The sequence below is a fragment of the Spirabiliibacterium falconis genome (assembly GCF_014885015.1).
Lineage (GTDB): Bacteria > Pseudomonadota > Gammaproteobacteria > Enterobacterales > Pasteurellaceae > Spirabiliibacterium > Spirabiliibacterium falconis.
In genome coordinates, this window is the sequence record NZ_JABMIJ010000001.1 from 127,588 (window position 1) to 145,786 (window position 18,199).

19 protein-coding genes are annotated in these 18,199 nt (G+C 43.1%); 8 read left to right on the plus strand and 11 right to left on the minus strand.

Going from position 1 to position 18,199, the window contains the following annotated elements; all coding sequences use genetic code 11:
* Positions 1–900 carry a siderophore ABC transporter substrate-binding protein gene (locus tag HPC40_RS00665; protein WP_208117548.1) on the plus strand — a complete coding sequence of 300 codons (900 nt, stop codon included), beginning with the start codon at positions 1–3 and terminating at the stop codon, positions 898–900.
* A gap of 80 nt (positions 901–980) precedes the next feature.
* On the opposite strand, the gene gap is transcribed toward HPC40_RS00665, so the two are convergent.
* Positions 981–2,000, minus strand: a complete 1,020-nt coding sequence (gene gap, locus HPC40_RS00670) for a type I glyceraldehyde-3-phosphate dehydrogenase (RefSeq protein ID WP_208117549.1) — start codon at positions 1,998–2,000, stop codon at positions 981–983.
* Between the two features lie 390 nt (positions 2,001–2,390).
* On the opposite strand from gap, the gene nhaB reads away from it, so the two are divergent.
* Both nhaB and dsbB read left to right on the plus strand, forming a co-directional pair.
* The gene (gene nhaB / locus HPC40_RS00675) at positions 2,391–3,938 is read left to right on the plus strand and encodes a sodium/proton antiporter NhaB (RefSeq protein ID WP_208117550.1); all 1,548 of its coding nucleotides are present in this window, start codon (positions 2,391–2,393) and stop codon (positions 3,936–3,938) included.
* 9 nt (positions 3,939–3,947) lie between these two features.
* The gene (dsbB, locus tag HPC40_RS00680; RefSeq protein ID WP_208117551.1) at positions 3,948–4,484 is read left to right on the plus strand and encodes a disulfide bond formation protein DsbB; all 537 of its coding nucleotides are present in this window, start codon (positions 3,948–3,950) and stop codon (positions 4,482–4,484) included.
* A gap of 48 nt (positions 4,485–4,532) precedes the next feature.
* On the opposite strand, the gene cpdA is transcribed toward dsbB, so the two are convergent.
* Together cpdA and nudF are read right to left on the minus strand one after the other, a co-directional pair.
* Positions 4,533–5,360: a 3',5'-cyclic-AMP phosphodiesterase gene (gene cpdA / locus HPC40_RS00685; protein ID WP_208117552.1), complete on the minus strand. Its 828-nt coding sequence runs from the start codon at positions 5,358–5,360 to the stop codon at positions 4,533–4,535.
* 125 nt (positions 5,361–5,485) lie between these two features.
* A complete protein-coding gene (nudF, locus tag HPC40_RS00690) occupies positions 5,486–6,118 on the minus strand; it encodes an ADP-ribose diphosphatase (RefSeq protein WP_208117553.1) in 633 nt (210 codons plus the stop codon).
* 151 nt (positions 6,119–6,269) lie between these two features.
* On the opposite strand from nudF, the gene HPC40_RS00695 reads away from it, so the two are divergent.
* Positions 6,270–7,625 (plus strand): TolC family outer membrane protein, encoded by a 1,356-nt coding sequence (locus tag HPC40_RS00695; protein WP_208117554.1) that lies wholly within the window; start codon positions 6,270–6,272, stop codon positions 7,623–7,625.
* Between the two features lie 63 nt (positions 7,626–7,688).
* Here HPC40_RS00695 and HPC40_RS00700 read toward each other — a convergent pair whose 3' ends face one another.
* Together HPC40_RS00700 and HPC40_RS00705 are read right to left on the minus strand one after the other, a co-directional pair.
* Positions 7,689–8,012: an AzlD domain-containing protein gene (locus HPC40_RS00700; RefSeq protein WP_208117555.1), complete on the minus strand. Its 324-nt coding sequence runs from the start codon at positions 8,010–8,012 to the stop codon at positions 7,689–7,691.
* Positions 7,999–8,718 carry an AzlC family ABC transporter permease gene (locus HPC40_RS00705; RefSeq protein WP_208117556.1) on the minus strand — a complete coding sequence of 240 codons (720 nt, stop codon included), beginning with the start codon at positions 8,716–8,718 and terminating at the stop codon, positions 7,999–8,001. The genes HPC40_RS00700 and HPC40_RS00705 overlap by 14 nt, the downstream gene beginning before the upstream one ends.
* Positions 8,719–8,769: 51 nt before the next feature.
* Between HPC40_RS00705 and HPC40_RS00710 the strand changes: the two genes are divergently transcribed.
* The gene (locus HPC40_RS00710; RefSeq protein WP_208117557.1) at positions 8,770–9,528 is read left to right on the plus strand and encodes a 4'-phosphopantetheinyl transferase family protein; all 759 of its coding nucleotides are present in this window, start codon (positions 8,770–8,772) and stop codon (positions 9,526–9,528) included.
* Here the strand turns inward: HPC40_RS00710 and HPC40_RS00715 are convergent.
* The 5 genes from HPC40_RS00715 to cmoA are packed head-to-tail and all read right to left on the minus strand — an operon-like array spanning position 9,525 to position 13,075.
* Positions 9,525–10,352, minus strand: a complete 828-nt coding sequence (locus HPC40_RS00715; RefSeq protein ID WP_208117558.1) for a D-hexose-6-phosphate mutarotase — start codon at positions 10,350–10,352, stop codon at positions 9,525–9,527. The genes HPC40_RS00710 and HPC40_RS00715 overlap by 4 nt on opposite strands.
* Before the next feature lie 38 nt (positions 10,353–10,390).
* On the minus strand, positions 10,391–10,957 hold the full coding sequence (locus HPC40_RS00720) for a DNA-3-methyladenine glycosylase I (RefSeq protein ID WP_208117559.1): 567 nt from the start codon (positions 10,955–10,957) through the stop codon (positions 10,391–10,393).
* A 1-nt stretch (position 10,958) separates the two neighbouring features.
* Positions 10,959–11,372, minus strand: coding sequence for a group III truncated hemoglobin (locus HPC40_RS00725; RefSeq protein WP_208117560.1), 414 nt, complete (start codon positions 11,370–11,372; stop codon positions 10,959–10,961).
* 9 nt (positions 11,373–11,381) lie between these two features.
* Positions 11,382–12,344: a tRNA 5-methoxyuridine(34)/uridine 5-oxyacetic acid(34) synthase CmoB gene (gene cmoB / locus HPC40_RS00730; RefSeq protein WP_208117561.1), complete on the minus strand. Its 963-nt coding sequence runs from the start codon at positions 12,342–12,344 to the stop codon at positions 11,382–11,384.
* The gene (gene cmoA / locus HPC40_RS00735) at positions 12,344–13,075 is read right to left on the minus strand and encodes a carboxy-S-adenosyl-L-methionine synthase CmoA (RefSeq protein ID WP_208117562.1); all 732 of its coding nucleotides are present in this window, start codon (positions 13,073–13,075) and stop codon (positions 12,344–12,346) included. The genes cmoB and cmoA overlap by 1 nt, the downstream gene beginning before the upstream one ends.
* A gap of 267 nt (positions 13,076–13,342) precedes the next feature.
* Here cmoA and dnaK point away from each other — a divergent pair, with 267 nt between their 5' ends.
* Positions 13,343–15,259, plus strand: coding sequence for a molecular chaperone DnaK (dnaK, locus tag HPC40_RS00740; RefSeq protein WP_208117563.1), 1,917 nt, complete (start codon positions 13,343–13,345; stop codon positions 15,257–15,259).
* A 116-nt stretch (positions 15,260–15,375) separates the two neighbouring features.
* Positions 15,376–16,521 (plus strand): molecular chaperone DnaJ, encoded by a 1,146-nt coding sequence (gene dnaJ / locus HPC40_RS00745; RefSeq protein WP_208117564.1) that lies wholly within the window; start codon positions 15,376–15,378, stop codon positions 16,519–16,521.
* 208 nt (positions 16,522–16,729) lie between these two features.
* Here dnaJ and HPC40_RS00750 read toward each other — a convergent pair whose 3' ends face one another.
* The gene (locus HPC40_RS00750) at positions 16,730–17,248 is read right to left on the minus strand and encodes a MarR family winged helix-turn-helix transcriptional regulator (protein ID WP_208117565.1); all 519 of its coding nucleotides are present in this window, start codon (positions 17,246–17,248) and stop codon (positions 16,730–16,732) included.
* A gap of 147 nt (positions 17,249–17,395) precedes the next feature.
* Between HPC40_RS00750 and HPC40_RS00755 the strand changes: the two genes are divergently transcribed.
* A complete protein-coding gene (locus tag HPC40_RS00755) occupies positions 17,396–18,040 on the plus strand; it encodes an EamA family transporter (protein ID WP_208117566.1) in 645 nt (214 codons plus the stop codon).
* Positions 18,041–18,199 lie beyond the last annotated feature (159 nt).

The window sequence follows — 18,199 nt, forward strand, 5'->3', positions numbered from 1 at the left end:
ATGAGAAAATGGTTTATTGCGTTAATGGCTATGCTAGGGACTTTACCGTTTACCTTGAATGCTAAAACAATTTCTGTGCAAAGTGTGCAAGGCATAGAGACATTGCCCGTTAAGCCAAGCAGAATTGCCGTATTTGATTTAGGGGCGTTGGATACCGTATCAGTTTTGGGAGGAGAGGTTGTTGCACTACCAAAAGCTACGGCTTTACCCCCGTATTTAACAAAATTTAATGACGAGCATTATCTTGATGTAGGCTCTTTAAAAGAGCCTAATTTTGAAAAATTGAATGAGGCTGAGCCTGATTTAAATATTATTTCAGCACGTCAAGCTCGACTAGAGGCACGTTTTGATGAGATCGCGCCGACTTATTTCAGTGGGATTGATATGCAAAATTTCTACCCGAGTTTTCAACAAAATGTACGCAATATTGCCGCTATACTGGATCAAAAACCGCTTGCTGAATCAAAACTCTTACTCTTAGATAAGCAAATGCAAGCAATCAAACAAAAAACAAAAAGTAAAACCGCACTTTTATTGTTAGTAAATGAAAGCAAATTAAGCACTTATGGGCAAGATTCACGATTTGGACTGCTGTTCCAAGGTTATGGTTTTACGCCTGTGGATAACGATATTAAAGCAGCTACGCATGGTATGAGCGTCAGTTTTGAGTATGTGTTAGCCCACAATCCTGATTATATTTTTGTAATCGATCGCACCGCAGCGATTACTGAGAAAAAAGATAATGCGAAAAAGGTGCTTGATAATGATATTATTCGCCGAACACAAGCCTATCAACATGGGCGAATCGTTTATCTCGATCCGGCAAATTGGTATTTAGCCATGGGCGGTTTACAGGCTATGCAAATGATGAATGATGAAATTGAGGCAGCATTAAAATAGTACAAAAGTGCGGTTCAACCGCACGTTGATTCAATAAAAATACCGCACAATGTGCGGTATTTTATTTTTACAACGTTGGATTAACCTTTGTAATCGTAAACGTGTTTGACGAGATCCAATACTTTGTTTGAATAACCTGTTTCATTATCATACCAAGAAACAAGTTTCACGAAAGTATCTGTTAACGCAATACCAGCGTCTGCATCAAACACAGAGGTGCATACTTCACCGTTGAAGTCAGTTGAAACAACCGCATCTTCAGTGTAGCCAAGCACGCCTTTTAATTCGCCATTGAATGTTTTACCTTCAGCAGCATCTTTTAATGCTTTTTTGATGTCGTCGTAGCTTGCGCCTTTTTCAAGGTTTACTGTTAAGTCAACAACTGACACGTTTGGTGTTGGCACACGGAATGCCATACCGGTTAATTTACCATTCAATGCAGGCAATACTTTACCAACTGCTTTTGCAGCACCAGTTGATGAAGGGATGATGTTTTGGCTTGCACCACGTCCACCACGCCAGTCTTTTGCTGATGGACCATCAACTGTTTTTTGTGTTGCAGTGGTTGCGTGAACGGTGGTCATCAAACCATCTTTGATACCAAAAGTTTCATGGATAACACGGGCTAATGGTGCTAAGCAGTTGGTGGTACAAGAAGCATTAGAAACGATGTCTTGACCTTTATAATCATTGAAGTTAACGCCACGCACGAACATTGGGGTGCTGTCTTTTGAAGGACCAGTTAAAACCACTTTTTTCGCACCAGCAGTGATGTGTTTACGAGCGGTTTCATCAGTTAAGAATAAACCTGTTGCTTCAACAGCGATGTCAACGCCAATTTCGCTCCAATTAAGGTTTGCAGGATCGCGCTCTGAAGTTACGCGAATTTTTTTACCATCAACAACAAGGTGACCGTCTTTTACTTCAACGTTACCATCGAAGCGACCATGTGTTGAATCGTATTTCAACATATATGCCATGTAGTCAACATCAATTAAGTCGTTGATACCAACAACTTCGATATCATCACGTTTTGCAGCAGCACGAAATACGATACGGCCGATACGACCAAAACCGTTAATACCAATTTTAATTGCCATAAGATTTTTACCTTTGGTTAGTTTAACAAAATTACTACATTTTGCTTATTTTACAACAAATTAATAACGTAATATGTTGTTTCATTTGCTTAATGTAACTGTGTGAAGTATATCACAAATTGAATCTTTTCTGAAACAATAAAAATTTGAGAAAAATCAAAACAGCCAAAAATAAAATGATCCATAATACAGACGTTTTCAAAAAAAAGAACAAGGTTTCATATTTATCGGTATGTTCATCTGCCTTAAAAATGTGATGAACTTAACATTTTTTTTATGAGAATAAATAAATGCTTATTTTTTTGCCTCAGTTGATTAAAATAGGACACTTGGAGCATATTAAAAATAAGTAATAGATTTTCACCCTGAAATACTAATTAGGATTAGACAATGAATATGAGTAGTGCATTTCTACGGAACTTTTTAGGGAAAAGCCCAGATTGGTACAAAATGACGATTATGTTATTTTTGGTTCTCAATCCAATTCTCTTTTTCTTTATTAGCCCATTTGTTGCGGGTTGGGCATTGGTTGTAGAGTTCATCTTTACACTGGCAATGGCATTAAAATGTTATCCACTGCAAGCAGGTGGGCTGTTAGTGATTGAAGCACTTTTTATCGGCATGACATCACCTGAACATGTTTATCATGAAGTAGTCGCCAATATGGAAGTGTTGCTCCTACTGATGTTTATGGTGGCAGGCATTTTCTTTATGAAACAACTTTTGTTGTTTATTTTCACGAAGTTATTGTTAGTCATTCGCTCTAAAATGTTGCTTTCGTTGTCTTTTTGTTTAAGTGCGGCATTTTTATCTGCATTTTTAGATGCGTTAACAGTTGTTGCGGTGATTATCAGCGTCGGAACCGGATTTTACGCTGTTTATCATAAAGTTGCATCGGGTTATCAATTTGATGATGATCATGGTGACTTGCTCAACGATCAGAGCATTACCAAACGCCGTAATACCTTGGAACAGTTCCGTGGTTTTTTGCGCAGTTTGATGATGCATTCAGGTATTGGAACCGCACTTGGTGGTGTTATGACAATGGTGGGTGAGCCGCAAAACTTAATTATTGCAGAACGTGTACAATGGGGATTTGGCGAGTTTTTCTTGCGTATGTTGCCAGTGACGCTGCCTGTCTTACTGTGTGGTTTAGTAACATGTGTGGCATTGGAAAAGTTTCGGGTATTTGGGTATGGTGACCGCTTACCGCAGAAAGTGTGGGTCGTACTGGCACGTTTTCAACAAGAACAAAATAAAAAACAAACGCCACAAGATAAGATGAAATTATATGTTCAAGCAGCCGCGGGCATTTGGTTGATTATTGGGCTTGCGTTTCACCTTGCTGCAGTCGGTCTAATTGGCTTGAGCGTGATTATTTTTGCGACCGCACTGTGTGGTATCACAGAAGAGCATTCGCTAGGAAAAGCCTTTGAAGAAGCGTTGCCGTTTACCGCACTTTTAGTCGTGTTTTTTGCGGTTGTCGCTGTGATTGTCGATCAAGATCTATTCCAACCGATAATTCAGTTAGTACTACATGCGTCTGATGAAACGCAGTTAGCATTGTTCTATATTTTTAATGGGGTGCTTTCTGCCATTTCGGATAATGTGTTTGTGGGTACCGTTTATATTAATGAAGCGAAAGCGGCATTACAGGCAGGCATTATTGGGCAAGAACAATTTGAGATGATTGCCGTTGCGATCAATACAGGGACAAACTTACCTTCCGTCGCAACACCAAATGGACAAGCTGCATTTTTATTCTTATTAACGTCATCATTTGCACCACTAATTCGTTTATCTTATGGTAAAATGGTTTATATGGCGTTGCCTTACACGATCGTGTTGTCAATGGTTGGCTTGGCTTGCGTTGAGCTTGTCTTGCCTTCAGTTATGCACTGGTTTGAAGTGTTAGGCTGGATTGTTACCCCATCATAAGGATAATGAATGTTAAGTTACCTCAAGCAAATTTCACTTGGTCGTTTTAGTTGGTTTTTAGTCTTGTTATCAGCACTTGTGTTTGAAGGCGTAGGACTTTATTTCCAACATATTAAGCAACTTGATCCTTGCGTTATGTGTATTTATGAACGAATTGCTTTCTTTGGTATTGCATCAAGTGGTTTGCTTGGGTTTTTGGCCCCTCGTTTAACAATTATACGGTTGTTGGCAATTGTATTGGGCATATTTAGTGCGGTGAAAGGGCTTTTATTAGCGATTAAGCATGTTGATTTCCAGCTTAATCCTGCACCTTGGAATCAATGTCCTTTATTTGTCCAATTTCCTAAAACATTACCGTTAGATCAATGGTTACCACACGTGTTTCAAGCGACAGGAGCGTGTAGTGATATTAAATGGCAATGGTTAGGCTTTTCTATGCCGCAGTGGCTGATTGTAGTGTTTGCTATTTATACAGCAATTTTTGTGTTGGTAGCATTAAGTCAGTTTAAACGTCACCGTGAGCGTAGCCGTTCATTATTTCGATAAACCAAAAACCGCACTTTAAAAGTGCGGTTTTTGTTAGCATTTCATCAGTTAATAACCTGAGATATTGACATCTGGCGTGAAGCTATTTTCTGTGATGCGTAAAACGTCGGTTTCGATATGTCCGTCATCAAAGAGTGAAAATTCACGCCAACCCGGTGATATTTCATCTAAACTGAAATTGTAGCTGTCAGATTTAAATTGAATACAGGTTGATGGTGTTGTCATAACGGGATAATCAAACCATTGGCTATCCATTGCTTGATGGATATGCCCAGACACAATACCTTTGATGTGTTTGTGCTGTTGTAAGCAACTCAAAAACTCCGACGCATTGCGCAAATTATGCTGATCAAGCCACGCAGAACGCGTAGGGACAATATGGTGATGCAATACGATTAGCGTGAAGCGGTCAGGATGCTGCATTAATTTGGCTTGCAGCCAGTCAAGCTGATATTGATTAAGATAGCCATGCGGCACATTTAATACCTGGCTATCCAGCATTAAAATTTGCCAATTATCATTAATTAAAATGTGCTTTAGTGGCGAAATCAGCGGTTGTTGAGCTAACTCTTCTACCATATAAGGTTGAAAATCGTGATTGCCTGGAATCCAAAATACGGGTTTTTGTAAGCGGATAATTTCATCACTGAAATAGCGGTAACCCTCACGGCTGCTATCTTGCACTAAATCACCTGTTGCCAAAATAAATTCAAAAGGAAATTTTCGCATTTGAATTTCACGCAACACAGTGGTGTAGCTTTCAAATGTATTAATCCCTAAAAGTTGTGCATTTTTATCAGCAAATAAATGGCAATCAGATACCTGAATGAAGCGTACAGGCTGAGTTTGCGTGTGATGAATAAAGGCTGTTTTCACAAAATACCCATAATGTTTAATCGTTAGATGACTCTAGCATATAAGATAATACGTTTTGAAATAAAGTCAGCTTTTTTCTCTTAAAAATGTTAATAATCGCACATTTTTAAATAATTTTTATTATGTTATAGCGTAACATCTGCGGCTAGCCAGCGGCGTTGAATATCTTGATAATGTAATTGCAACCACTGTAATCCCATAACAGCAATGGCATTATCAATTTTGCCCTCTTCTAGCCATTGATAAGCAAGTGAGCGCGCAATAACGTGCACTTTAATATCTTCTTGCTCTTCGCTTAAGCCATAAAGTCCACCGGCTTGCGTGCAATCTACTTCGCCGACAAACAGATGTATGCGTTCTGTGATACCACCAGGGCTGTCCCATACTTGCATGACAGGCTCAAGTCGTTGGATTGTTAATCCAGCTTCTTCTAAGGTTTCACGTTTAGCAACCTCTGCGGGCATTTCTCCTGTTTCAATCATGCCTGCAACTAATTCGAGTAGCCAAGGCGAGCGAGTTTGGTCGCCGATATACGCTCCAATGCGGACTTGTTCGACCATAACAACACTATCTTGTTTAGGATCATAAGCAATTACTGCTGCTGCGGAACCTTTATCGAGCAACTCTCGGCGCACTAACCCACTTTCGCCACCAGCAAACAATTTATGCTTAAAATCAATAGTATAAAGTTTAAAAAAACCATCATAGACCAATTCTTTGCGTTCAAGTTGTATATCTTCAGCAGTAAATTGTGGCATTGTTTACTCATTTTTCTGATTATCATGAGACTAGTTTAGCAAATTTCTCATCATTTTTACTTACATTTTAGTGAATTTTGTGTAAAATGAACGTTCGTTCATAAGAACAGAAAGAATACAGTAGAGAATCGATTAAACTCGGAGAATAATAATGAAAAAAATGCGTATGTTGGCAAGTGTAATGCTCTTGGGCTTGGCGCAATCTGCATTGGCAACAACCTTATCGGCAGCCTATGAACAAGCGAAAAGTAGCGATCCAGTAGTGAAAAAAGCCTTTGCCGATAGCCAGCAAATTATGGAAGGGCGAGAGCAAGCTAAAGGGGCGTTGTTACCACAACTTTCTGCCAAAGGCAGTGCAAGTACGAGTCGTTATATTGATCATGGCAGTGATCGTGGCACGTTCACCGATAACAGTTTCAATCAAAACCGCACTTTTACGGTTGGGCTAAATTTAAGCCAATCACTTTATAATATGAGCTTATGGCGTACATTATCTTTGCAAGAAAAAGCGGCTCAGCAAGCGCAAGTATCTTATCAAGCCGTGCAACAAAATCTACTTTATCGTGTAGCACAAGCGTATATTGAGGTGTTGACCAGTTTGGATTCGTTAGAATCAGTGCGTGCAGAAAAGCGAGCAGTGCAAAATCAATTAAAAGATACTAATCAGCTTTACAAAGTAGGCTTGGTGGCTATCACTGATGTTAATGAAGCACGAGCTCAATTTGATAGCGTGCTCGCCAGTGAAATTGCTGCAAAAAATGCTGTGGATAATAGTATTGAAAATCTGTATTCAATTACTGGGGAGTATCCAACTGAGCTTAATAAATTGAATACCGCTAAATTCAAAACAGCATCTTACGGTAATCCAGCACAATATATTCAAACAGGGGAAACACGCAATCTCACGCTGGCGTATTATAAAATGGCAAAAGAATTAGCTAAAGAAGGGATTAAAGTAGCAGAGAGTGCGTATCTGCCTACGGTAAATTTAGTGGCAGGATTAAATCGTACCAATTCTCGCTTGCCTCGTGCGGCAACCTATGGCATTCCTGATCACACGTTGGATCAAGCCTCCATTGGGGTTGAGGTGTCACTGCCGTTATACACGGGCGGGCGTACAAGCTCGAAAGTTCGCCAGCAGCAACATGCTTATGTGAGTAGTGCAGAAAGTTTGGAATCAACACACCGTGATTTAGTGAAAAATATTCGTTCGACGGTAAATGGGCTCAATGCCACAGCAAGTTCTATTAAGGCGTATCAACAATATGTGGTTTCTTCAAATAGTGCTTACAATGCCACGCGTGAAGGTTATGAAGCGGGCACGCGCACGATACTCGATGTGTTAACCGCCACACGTAATCGCCACAATGCACAACGTCAGCTTTCTCAAGCACGTTATCAATATTTATTGTTGGAATTACAACTGCGTCAACTAGAAGGCACACTGGATCAACGCGATCTTGAGCGTTTAAATAGTGTGTTAACAGTGAAAACGAAATTGCAATAAACGTTGCTCTCAATTACGCGACATACAAAGTGCGGTTAAGGAAACGATAACCGCACTTTTTATTTAGAAGAGTAAGTAAATTGCATTAATACTGACAATGCCAATTACCACACTCAGCAAGGTATTATGCCACATACGGTAACTCAGCAGCACAATGCAAAGTGCGGTAAGCTCCCGTAAGAAGGGGAGCCAATTTCCCGAAAAATGTGGCAAACTTAAACTGCTTAGCAGCAAAATCAACATAATACACAGCGGCAACATTTGATTAAGGCTTTGTAGCCAACGCATTTGCAGCCAACTGGCTGGCATTAACAACGGTAACCCACGACAGACAACCATCGCAACAGTCATGCCCGCAAGGCTTAGCAAAATATCATAGGTTGTCATTCGCTCCTCCTTGTGCCATTCGGCGTTGCTGATAATGATAGCGTAACAAAATAACGGTCGCACACAATAATACTGCGGTTAGCATTGTCCACTCTGGCATGATGGCTTTTGCCACAAAAAAGCTAATAGCAGCCAGCCCAAAAGGCAGCCATTGCTGTGCTTGGCGGAATTGTTCATAAGCTAAAATAGCAAAAAGGCAGGGCAGCGCAAAGTCTAAGTGCGGTATGACATTGGCAAATTGATTACCTAATACCACGCCAATGGCACTTGCGCTGACCCAGTAAAATTGGCACAACAAATTAACACGTACAATATTGGCTTTGCGTTCAGCACGCGATTGGATAGACAATAGCGCATAATTTTCATCGGTCAGGGCTAAGGCACTGTACCAACGCTGAAGTCGCTGCTTGGGTAAATCAGGGTGCAGTGCTAAGGTATAAAATAAGTGGCGTAGGCTAATTAAAAATGTACTTAAGACGAGCGGAATAAATCCTGCATTGGCAACAAATAAGGGAATGGCTGCATATTGTGCAGCACCAGAGAAGACCACAATGCTCAACGCAATGCTCAGCCAACTTGGGAGCCCTGCACTGATTGCTAAAATACCATAGGCAATGCCCGCGGCATAATACCCCATCGCAATAGGTAAGGTTATGCGTAATAATGTTCGCCAGTTAAGCGGTTCGATGCGTTGATCGCTCGTCATTTATTCAAAAGCTCGCTACAATAGAAAAATGCCAACAGTTTAACGAAAATTATGATGCCTGTCATGGAGAATAATCAGCAGCCCGATGTCACGCTTGCCTTAGCGTGGGGGCATATTCAGACAATGCCTGATGAGGCTATGCTGACCGCACTTTTACCCGCCTCGTTGCGAGCGACATTATCCAACGCCAGTGTGTACAGTGCTGAACGCGACCAATGCCGCTTGCTTGCCTATTTTTTATTAGCAAAACTGCTACAAACATTTGATTTGCCACTGACGTTAATGAATGGAGTTGAACGCACTGATACAGGACGCCCCTATTTTAATGGCGCGCCGAGGCTGGATTTTAATATTAGTCACTCGGGGCAGTGGGCAGCGGTTGCGTTGATAATGTCAACGCTAAAAAGTGCGGTTGCGGTGGATATTGAAGTGCCAAAACCGCGTGATTTTAGCAAATTACTGACACATATTGGCGATAAGCAGGAATATGCGTGGTGGCGCGCACAACGTGATCCCTGTCAGGCATTTTATCAAGCGTGGTGTTTGCGTGAAGCGGTGCTGAAATCGCAAGGTTTTGGCATTGCCAAGTTGCGATCCGTACGCCATTTACCATCAACACAAGAGATCATTACCCCTTTTGCACCAATAGGGCAAGTCCGTTTTTATGCACACTTGCCGTTTTATTTGGCACTCTTTAATCAAGGCACAATACAGCCTATTCATGCGTTTGAATGGCGAGAGCATAAACTTAACGTACGAACGTTAAAAAGTGCGGTCTGTTATCAGGTCAAACCGCACTTTATGCGTTAGCGTTGTATGCGGATGATGGCATCCATATGCTCTTTTTGCACAAGTTTATGGCGAATGCGGGCAGTTTCCACGCAAATCATTGTTTTATATCCCTCAGGTCGCATTTGGCTTGGTGTATTTTCCCACGGATTCCACACCACAATATCGGACGCATTAAGATGTTCAATCTCAATAATGCGATTGTGTGCTTGATCGTCGATGTGGGTGATGTGTTGTTCTGCGCTAAAAATGCCATCAAATGCCGCTTGAAGGACCAGTGGCGATGGCACGTCCACATCTTGTTGTAGTGCGTTGTTAAATGCAACATTAGGCAGCCCAAACAAGGTGGTTTGGGTAATATCGCCAATATTGAAATAGGTATGTAATGCCACTTCCGCAGGCGTATTACCATAATGCGTGAAACGTAGATGGCAATGATCGCTGAAGGTCATTTTCAGTTTTGCTTCGACTAAGTTATTCTGATCAAATAAGCAAAATGTGAGGCTGACGTCATTGTCATTGACATGCCAGGTGCTGAGTTGCCACAGTGATAGGCGAGCGTAGCCGTGCATTGGTGTGCCATGGCGACCAAACCATGGATAGCATACCGGAACGCCACCACGAATTGCCACGCCTTGCGTGAAAGGTTCGCTGTCGCTAAGCCAAATCACATCGTGTTTGGCAAAGTGCGGTTGCCAGCTTAAAAGTTGAGCACCTTGTAACGAAATGGCAGCTTTGCCAACGGCGTGTTCAAGCACGATCACAGGAATATCGCCGACAGTTCTAAGGCTAATATTGGGGTGAATGTGTTGGCTGAGATTAAGTAATTGATAGTCTAAATTCATCGTCTGCTCCTAGGCTGTTTGCTGTTATTGTACGCCGATTATTTTTTTCTGCCACTGTCGCACCCTAGCCATGGCGGGGAAAGTGCGGTGATTGTTTGATAGATAGGGCAGTGAGGCTGATGCGCGCCGCTGAGATAACCACTGCTCATCAAAAATTCGTGCACAATCTCATGTCCAACAAATTTAAAGGTACGTTTAAAGAGCGTTACCCACTCGTTAAGTGGCATTGGGTGGTGGCGATCAAGCCACGCTTTGAAAGAACCAAATTGCTGTTGTAAGATGAGAATTTGTTGGGCGTTATAAATGGCAGCATTAATTTTCATTCGATTGCGAATAATGCCGCTATCGGCCAGCAACCGCACCTTGTCATCGTCATCAAATGCCGCCACGCGTGCAATGTCAAAATCGGCATAAGCACGGCGAAATGCAGCGTGTTTTTTTAAGATTAACGTCCAACTTAGCCCCGCTTGGTTGATTTCTAACACGAGCCTCTCAAATAAGGCATTGTCGTCATCTATTGGGAAGCCGTAGTGATGGTCGTGATACGCTCGGTTCAGCGTATCATCAGGATGTGCAAGCACATAATCGCAGTAAGTTTCGCTCATATCATCTCACAGGACGGATGCGTTGCATAAAGTGCGGTAATTCATCGCTGAGCACTCGCTGGGTCATGAGGGTTTTAATGGATTGCGCGCGGAAAAGTGCTTCGTTAGCTTTTTCACCAATGAAAAGCGCGTTGACGGTTTCTTGCCATAGCGTTAGCCACACGTCGAACATCGCGTCGTTGAGCGGTTGGCGTTTGTGTAGCTTGATATGGGCGAGCATAGGGTTACCTTGGTAGCTGTCTTCGTCCAGCAGCACCGATGCCCAAAAGCGATACATTTTCTCCAAATGTTTTTGCCAGTGGCTGCCGACAATGTGTTGAAAGACATAGCCAATGCGATCATCGGCGAGTACTTTGTCATAAAACGTATTAACCAAAAGTTCAATATCGGCGCGACTTTCCAGTGGTTTTGGCATAGTAAATCCTTATTTATTGGCAATTAACACCGCACGTTTCGGCGCGGGGTAGCCCTCTACGGTCAGCGACGGATTGTTGGGGTCTAAAAAGTCAATTAAACTTTCTTTGCCGACCCATTCGGTGGCACGTTGCTCTTCAGGTGTGGTGGTGGCGACATCCACACAACGTATGTTGCGAAAACCGCACTTTTCAAGCCACACTGTCAGTGCCGCCACAGACGGAATAAAATAGACGTTTTTCATTTTGCCATAACGCCCCACAGGCACGAGCACGGCGTTTTCATCACCGTCGATAATCAGTGTTTCAAGCACTAACTCACCGCCTGATTTGAGCTGATCACGCAGTTGGCTGAGATGTTCCAGTGGGGATTTACGATGGTATAACACGCCCATTGAAAAAACGGTATCAAACGCACCCAGTGGCTGCATTTGCTCAATCCCAAGCGGGATAAGGTGTGCTCGGCGGTTGTTGTTTAGGAGTTTGCGTACCACTTCAAATTGGCACAAAAATAGCTCCGTAGGATCAATGCCTACCACCAATTCTGCGCCTTCGCCTACCATACGCCACATGTGATAGCCACTGCCGCAGCCGACATCAAGCACCGTACGCCCCGCTAACGGGCTTAAGTGCGGTTTAACACGATCCCATTTGAAATCACTGCGCCATTCGCAATCAATATATACACCTAATAGCTCATACGGCCCTTTTCGCCATGGCTTGAGTTGGCTTAAATGGTGGCGCAGTTGTTGCGTTTCACCTTGTGAAAGTGCGGTTTTGGCACGTGCACTGACCGCACTTTTCAGATCAATGTCGCACTCACGCTCGGGCAAAAACTCTAAGACCTTGCACCATTTGGCAAAATCACCGTGAGTATTGGCTTGCCAGTGGCGCAGCTGTGCAGGTAGGGTTTCAAGCCAGCGACAAAGTGCGGTGCCAGCCAGTTGTTGATAAAACGGGTTGAAATCGAGCATTATTCCCCCTTAATCGCCAGCATGGATCCAAAGTTAAAGCATTGAAACCACATATTCACATGGTCAAAACCGATATTTTCGAGTAATGCTTGCTGACTGGCGATGGTGTCAGGCTTCATGACATTTTCCAGTGCGGTACGTTTTTGGCTGACTTCCAGTTCGCTGTAACCATTGGCACGCTTAAAGGTGTGGTGCAGATCGATCAAGAGATCATTGACAGCATGATCGGCAAAGCGGTATTTTTCCGACAGCACCAAAACGCCACCTGCATTTAAACCGTGATAAATCCTTTCCAGCAACACACGGCGTTCGGCGGGGGCAATAAATTGCAGTGTGAAGTTTAAAATCACCATCGAGGCGTTTTCAATGTCTATGTCACGAATATCCCCGTGCACAATCTCGACCGCACTTTTACCCGCGTAGGCGTTGATGTGCGTGCGGGCACGTTCCACCATAGCAGGGGAGTTGTCCACCCCAATAATACGCACCCCCTCACAATTGACATTACGCTTCACCGCCAGCGCCGCCGCCCCGCGTGAGCAACCGAGATCGTACACGCGGGTATTAGGCTTGACAAAGCGTGAGGCAAGCATACCGATAGCAGTGATGATATTGCTATAGCCTGGTACGGAGCGTTGGATCATATCAGGGAAAACTTCCGCTACCGCATCATCGAAGGTAAAATCACCAATCTTTTCAATCGGTGCGGAAAATAAAGTGTCTTTGTTCATTTGTATTATCTCTTTTTTTGCTTAGGTGTATTGTAGGCAAAAGCATACAGTTCAACAATTATTTCTTCATCTTCGGATAAAAATCCATATCTCCTCTTGAAAAATGATTTTTCAACCTTATCTATTAGGCATACCAAGCAGTGCGTGATGAGCTATAAAAAAGTGGAAAATTTTTTCATTTTGACTATTGAAATTCAAAATCGTGTCCACATCTTTATAAGCATCAAGCGACATGCTTAACAAAATAGATTACTTAGGAGAAGAATTATGGGAAAAATTATTGGGATTGACTTAGGTACAACCAACTCATGTGTTGCGGTGATGGACGGCGATAAAGTACGCGTGATTGAAAATGCAGAAGGCGATCGCACCACGCCATCGATTATTGCTTATACACAAGACAATGAAACTTTAGTCGGGCAACCAGCAAAACGCCAAGCGGTAACGAACCCGAAAAATACTGTGTTTGCGATTAAACGTTTGATTGGTCGTCGTTTTGAAGACGAAGAAGTACAACGTGATGTGAGCATTATGCCATTTAAAATCGTGAAAGCTGACAACGGTGATGCGTGGGTGGAAGTGAAAGATACTGACAAATTAGCACCGCCACAAGTGTCTGCTGAAGTGTTGAAAAAAATGAAGAAAACCGCTGAAGATTTCTTAGGTGAAAAAGTGACTGAAGCGGTTATCACCGTACCAGCGTACTTCAATGACGCACAACGTCAAGCAACTAAAGATGCAGGACGTATCGCTGGCTTGGAAGTAAAACGTATCATCAACGAACCAACCGCCGCAGCATTGGCATATGGCTTGGATAAAAATAAAGGCAACCATACCATTGCCGTTTACGACTTGGGTGGTGGTACATTTGACTTATCTATCATCGAAATTGATGATGTTGATGGTGAAAAAACCTTCGAAGTATTGGCGACCAATGGTGATACACACTTAGGTGGTGAGGACTTTGACAATCGTGTGATCAACTACCTTGTTGATGAGTTCAAAAAAGAACAAAGCATTGACTTGCGTAACGATCCGCTTGCGATGCAACGTTTGAAAGAAGCGGCTGAGAAAGCGAAAATTGAGCTTTCTTCTTCACAACAAACCGATGTGAATTTGCCATATATCACAGCTGATGCGACAGGTCCGAAACACTTAAACATCAAGTTGACCCGTGCGAAATTAGAATCCCTCGTGGAAGATTTGGTACAGCGTTCACTTGACCCAGTGCGTACCGCACTTAAAGATGCGGATCTCAGTGTGTCTGACATCAACGATGTGATTTTAGTTGGTGGTCAAACCCGTATGCCATTAGTGCAACAAAAAGTGGCGGAATTCTTTGGTAAAGAACCACGCAAAGACGTCAACCCAGATGAAGCTGTGGCTATCGGTGCAGCGGTACAAGGCGGTGTATTAGCAGGTGATGTAAAAGATGTGTTGTTGCTTGACGTAACACCACTATCACTCGGTATTGAAACCATGGGTGGCGTAATGACCGCCTTGATTGAGAAAAACACCACGATTCCAACGAAGAAATCGCAAGTGTTCTCAACCGCAGAAGATAACCAAAGTGCGGTGACCATCCACGTGTTGCAAGGTGAACGTAAACGTGCAGCGGATAACAAATCGCTCGGTCAATTTAACCTTGAAGGCATCAACCCAGCACCACGCGGTATGCCACAAATTGAGGTAACATTTGACATCGACGCTGATGGTATTATTCACGTGTCAGCCAAAGACAAAGGCACAGGTAAAGAGCAACAAATCACCATCAAAGCCTCATCTGGTTTGAGTGATGATGAAATTCAACAAATGGTACGTGACGCTGAGGCAAACGCTGAAGCTGACCGCAAATTTGAAGAGTTAGTGCAAGCGCGTAACCAAGCTGATCACTTAGTACACGGCACACGCAAACAACTACAAGAAGTGGGCGATGGCTTAAGTGCTGATGATAAAGCTGCGATTGAAAAAGCTGCTAGCGAGCTGGAAACCGCTGCGAAAGGCGAAGATAAAGCAGAAATTGAAGCGAAAACACAAGCCCTTGTGCAAGCCTCAGAAAAACTGATTCAAGCCGCGCAAGCGAAAGCCCAAGCGGGTCAGCAACAACAAGCGCAAGGTCAAAGCCAAAATAACGGCGGCGACGATGTGGTTGATGCTGAGTTCGAAGAAGTGAAGGATAAATAATCTTTCATATCATAATTGAAGGGCGTAGTAATACGCCCTTTTGACGTATCAGCATGATAAAATGCGAGTTGTTCAGAGAAAAATCTGATGACTGAAATCAACATAATAGGTAAACAATGTCGAAACGTGATTATTATGAAATTTTAGGGGTTGAACGCAGTGCCGATGAAAAGGCGATCAAAAAAGCGTACAAACGCCTGGCGATGAAATATCACCCTGACCGTAATCCGGGCGACAAAGAAGCGGAAGCGAAATTTAAAGAAGCGCAAGAAGCTTACGAAATCTTAACGGATAAACAAAAACGTGCCGCCTATGATCAATATGGGCATGCTGCGTTTGAACAAGGCGGTTTTGGCGGTGGTGCTGGCGGCTTCGGTGGTGGTTTTGGCGGTGCCGATTTTGGTGATATTTTCGGTGATATTTTTGGCGATATGTTCGGCGGCGGTAGCCGTGGAGGGCGTCGAGTTGTGCGTGGCGAAGATTTACGCTACGACTTAGAAATTACGCTCGAAGAAGCCGTGAAAGGCACAACTAAAGATATTCGCATCAATACACTGGCTGAATGTGATAAATGCCACGGCAGTGGGGCGGAAAAAGATTCCAAAGTGGAAACCTGCCCAAGTTGTCACGGCAGTGGACGTGTGCGTCGTCAGCAAGGTTTTTTTGTTACTGAACAAGTTTGTCCAACCTGTCACGGTAGTGGTAAAAAAATTGAAAAACCATGCTCGGCTTGTCACGGGGAAGGACGTGTTCACAAAGCGAAAAACTTATCAGTTAAAATCCCAGCGGGTGTGGATACAGGCAATCAACTTCGCTTAAGTGGCGAAGGGGCGGCTGGCGAAAATGGTGCGCCAGCGGGTGATTTGTATGTGGTTATTCACGTCAAAGAGCACCAAATTTTTGAGCGTGATGGAAACAATCTTTATTGCGAAGTCCCAATTAGCTTTACTATGGCAGCCCTTGGCGGTGAAATTGAAGTTCCGACCCTTGATGGACGAGTGAAACTCAAAATCCCAGCTGAAACGCAAACCGGTAAACTGTTTAGAATGCGTGGCAAAGGCGTGAAATCCGCTCGTAGTAACTATGCAGGGGATTTGATTTGTAAAGTGATTGTAGAAACCCCAGTCAAACTCAATGAGGAGCAAAAAGAGCTACTCAAAAAACTGGAAAAAAGTCTTGAGGGCACCAGCAAACACCGCCCGAAATCATCGAGTTTTTTAGATGGTGTGAAAAAATTCTTTGATGATTTAACGGGAAAATAAAGTAGAAAAAACCGCACTTTAATTTAAAGTGCGGTTTTTTTATGATTATATTTCAGGCTTGATGTGGTTTCATTGTATTCTTACAGCCTTCAGATTATAAGAATCGTTATTTTGTTAGATTTTATGCTAGGCAAAGTTCTCTTGTTATTAAATCTGATGGTTACATACCATAAAAGTGATTGAATATATCTTTATGACAAGATAAAAATCAAATCTTTGGTAGTTGATTTTCGATTTTCTTTAATAACACATTGAGAATAAGCAATTCCTCTTGGCTCATGCCACTGACCAGTTCGTTTTCAAGTTGGATATGTGAGGCAACGGCTTGGTTGATAACATCCAAACCTTGAGAGGTTAATTTAACCAGCAAACTTCGCTTATCATCAGGGTTATCGATACGTTCAATGAGCTGTTTTTTCTCTAAATTTTGTAGGCGATTGGTCATGGTGCCTGAGCTGACCATCATGCTGTCGAATAATACTGTTGGGCTCATCACATACGGCTCGCCTGAACGGCGTAGCGTTGCCAGCACGTCAAATTCCCAGTGTGATAAGTCGTGATGATGTTTGTAGTTGGCAGAAAGTCTTTTCATCAAGAGAACTTCTAGGCGTTTAATGCGTCCGATGGTTTCCATGGCGAACAGATTATCCGCTGAAAAACCTTCTTTTTGCCATTGGCTAATAATGTATTCCACCGCATCTTTTTCGTTAATTGGTTTATTTTGCATGGTTTTTATCTCTATTTGCTTGGCAGGGGTAGATCCAGCATGGATTGAGTGCCATCTATATTACAGTAAAAATTTTATCTTGATATCAAAATAAATAATCGCATATTCTTGACACCAAGATAAATGTTAACTCAATAAGGCCGTCTGATGAAAGCACATACTCAATATTCTTGGTTGATACCGCTGGCTTGCCTGATAAGTGGCGGTGCGTTATTGGGGCTGTCGACGAATATCGCCAAATATGCTGCTCATCACGGTTTGACGCCGCTTGCCTTTTTATTTTGGGCAATTTTGGGGGCGGCGATAGCGTTGTCGTTGATTGGCTGGTGGCGAGGTGAATATCCACCGCTGACAAAACGCAGTGTGGAATATTATTTTTTTGCGGCGTTTGTCAGCGTTGCGGGGTCAAATTTATTGTTGTTCTCGGCTATTCCCCATGTTGGGGCGGGCTTTGTTGCCTTAATGCTGACTTTGCCACCGCTACTCACTTATTTAGGGGCATTACTGCTGGGCATGGAGCGTTTTCAATGGCTGCGTGCGTTGGGTGTGGTCGCTGCGTTGTTGGGTGCGGGGGGGGGGGGGCAGCACGCAAAGTGTCTGCTCCTGATGCCAGTTTTTTCTGGATTGCTATTGCCTTGCTCGGCCCTGTTTTACTGGCGATTGGCAATATTTGCGTTGGCCACCAGGTGCGTCACCCAGTGCGTTAGCACCAGGGATGTTAATCGCTGCCGTGATTTGGCTCGGCATCACGGGGTTATTGCCGCATTTCTCACTGGCAGTGCCTGTGAATGACGGATTGGCAGTCGGCTTAATCATCTTACAAGCCATCATTTTTGCGGCTCAGTTTCAGCTATTATTTTTACTACAAAAAACAGGCGGCCCCGTGCTATTGAGCCTGCTCGGCTCGGTTGGTGCGATTGTTGGTGTGCCCGTTGCCGTGTTGCTACAAGG

Excerpts from the sequence above, each read along its gene's own strand:
- dsbB (WP_208117551.1), top strand. The coding sequence starts at position 3,948 with ATGTTAAGTTACCTCAAGCAAATTTCACTTGGTCGTTTTAGTTGGTTT.
- gap (WP_208117549.1), bottom strand. The coding sequence starts at position 2,000 with ATGGCAATTAAAATTGGTATTAACGGTTTTGGTCGTATCGGCCGTATC.
- nudF (WP_208117553.1), bottom strand. The coding sequence starts at position 6,118 with ATGCCACAATTTACTGCTGAAGATATACAACTTGAACGCAAAGAATTG.
- dnaK (WP_208117563.1), top strand. The coding sequence starts at position 13,343 with ATGGGAAAAATTATTGGGATTGACTTAGGTACAACCAACTCATGTGTT.
- nhaB (WP_208117550.1), top strand. The coding sequence starts at position 2,391 with ATGAATATGAGTAGTGCATTTCTACGGAACTTTTTAGGGAAAAGCCCA.
- cmoB (WP_208117561.1), bottom strand. The coding sequence starts at position 12,344 with ATGCTCGATTTCAACCCGTTTTATCAACAACTGGCTGGCACCGCACTT.
- HPC40_RS00705 (WP_208117556.1), bottom strand. The coding sequence starts at position 8,718 with ATGACGAGCGATCAACGCATCGAACCGCTTAACTGGCGAACATTATTA.
- HPC40_RS00665 (WP_208117548.1), top strand. The coding sequence starts at position 1 with ATGAGAAAATGGTTTATTGCGTTAATGGCTATGCTAGGGACTTTACCG.
- HPC40_RS00710 (WP_208117557.1), top strand. The coding sequence starts at position 8,770 with ATGATGCCTGTCATGGAGAATAATCAGCAGCCCGATGTCACGCTTGCC.
- HPC40_RS00725 (WP_208117560.1), bottom strand. The coding sequence starts at position 11,372 with ATGCCAAAACCACTGGAAAGTCGCGCCGATATTGAACTTTTGGTTAAT.
- dnaJ (WP_208117564.1), top strand. The coding sequence starts at position 15,376 with ATGTCGAAACGTGATTATTATGAAATTTTAGGGGTTGAACGCAGTGCC.
- HPC40_RS00750 (WP_208117565.1), bottom strand. The coding sequence starts at position 17,248 with ATGCAAAATAAACCAATTAACGAAAAAGATGCGGTGGAATACATTATT.
- HPC40_RS00695 (WP_208117554.1), top strand. The coding sequence starts at position 6,270 with ATGAAAAAAATGCGTATGTTGGCAAGTGTAATGCTCTTGGGCTTGGCG.
- HPC40_RS00720 (WP_208117559.1), bottom strand. The coding sequence starts at position 10,957 with ATGAGCGAAACTTACTGCGATTATGTGCTTGCACATCCTGATGATACG.
- cmoA (WP_208117562.1), bottom strand. The coding sequence starts at position 13,075 with ATGAACAAAGACACTTTATTTTCCGCACCGATTGAAAAGATTGGTGAT.
- HPC40_RS00700 (WP_208117555.1), bottom strand. The coding sequence starts at position 8,012 with ATGACAACCTATGATATTTTGCTAAGCCTTGCGGGCATGACTGTTGCG.
- HPC40_RS00715 (WP_208117558.1), bottom strand. The coding sequence starts at position 10,352 with ATGAATTTAGACTATCAATTACTTAATCTCAGCCAACACATTCACCCC.
- HPC40_RS00755 (WP_208117566.1), top strand. The coding sequence starts at position 17,396 with ATGAAAGCACATACTCAATATTCTTGGTTGATACCGCTGGCTTGCCTG.